The sequence below is a fragment of the Aeromonas sp. L_1B5_3 genome, from assembly GCF_963866575.1.
Classification (GTDB): Bacteria; Pseudomonadota; Gammaproteobacteria; order Enterobacterales; family Aeromonadaceae; genus Aeromonas; species Aeromonas jandaei.
Genome location: NZ_CAWMDN010000074.1, coordinates 1 through 329, shown reverse-complemented (window position 1 = coordinate 329; position 329 = coordinate 1). Strand labels below are relative to the sequence as shown.

The 329-nt window shown below is 61.1% G+C and carries 1 protein-coding gene; it reads right to left on the bottom strand.

What is annotated here, in order from left to right:
- The coding region (locus tag AACR93_RS04610) for a Y-family DNA polymerase (protein ID WP_442853474.1) at positions 1-329 on the bottom strand (329 nt) is incomplete at both ends.

The window sequence follows — 329 nt, the reverse complement described above, 5'->3', positions numbered from 1 at the left end:
TGCCCATAGGCTGTCAGGTTCCCGGCAAACGACTCCGACAGTGACAGGAATGCTTCATCGATGGAGTAGACCTCCAGCTCGGGGGCCATGGTCTCTAACGTGCTCATCACTCGGCCAGACATATCGCCATAGAGCGCGTAGTTGGAGCTGAACGCCACACCGCCATGCGCCTCGAACTGCTCGCGGATCTTGAAGTAGGGCCCGGCCATCTTGATGCCCATCGCCTTGGCCTTGGGGCTGCGCGACACCACGCATCCATCATTGTTGGAGAGCACCACGATCGGGCGGCCACGCAGCTCAGGGCGAAACAGCCGCTCACAGCTGGCGTA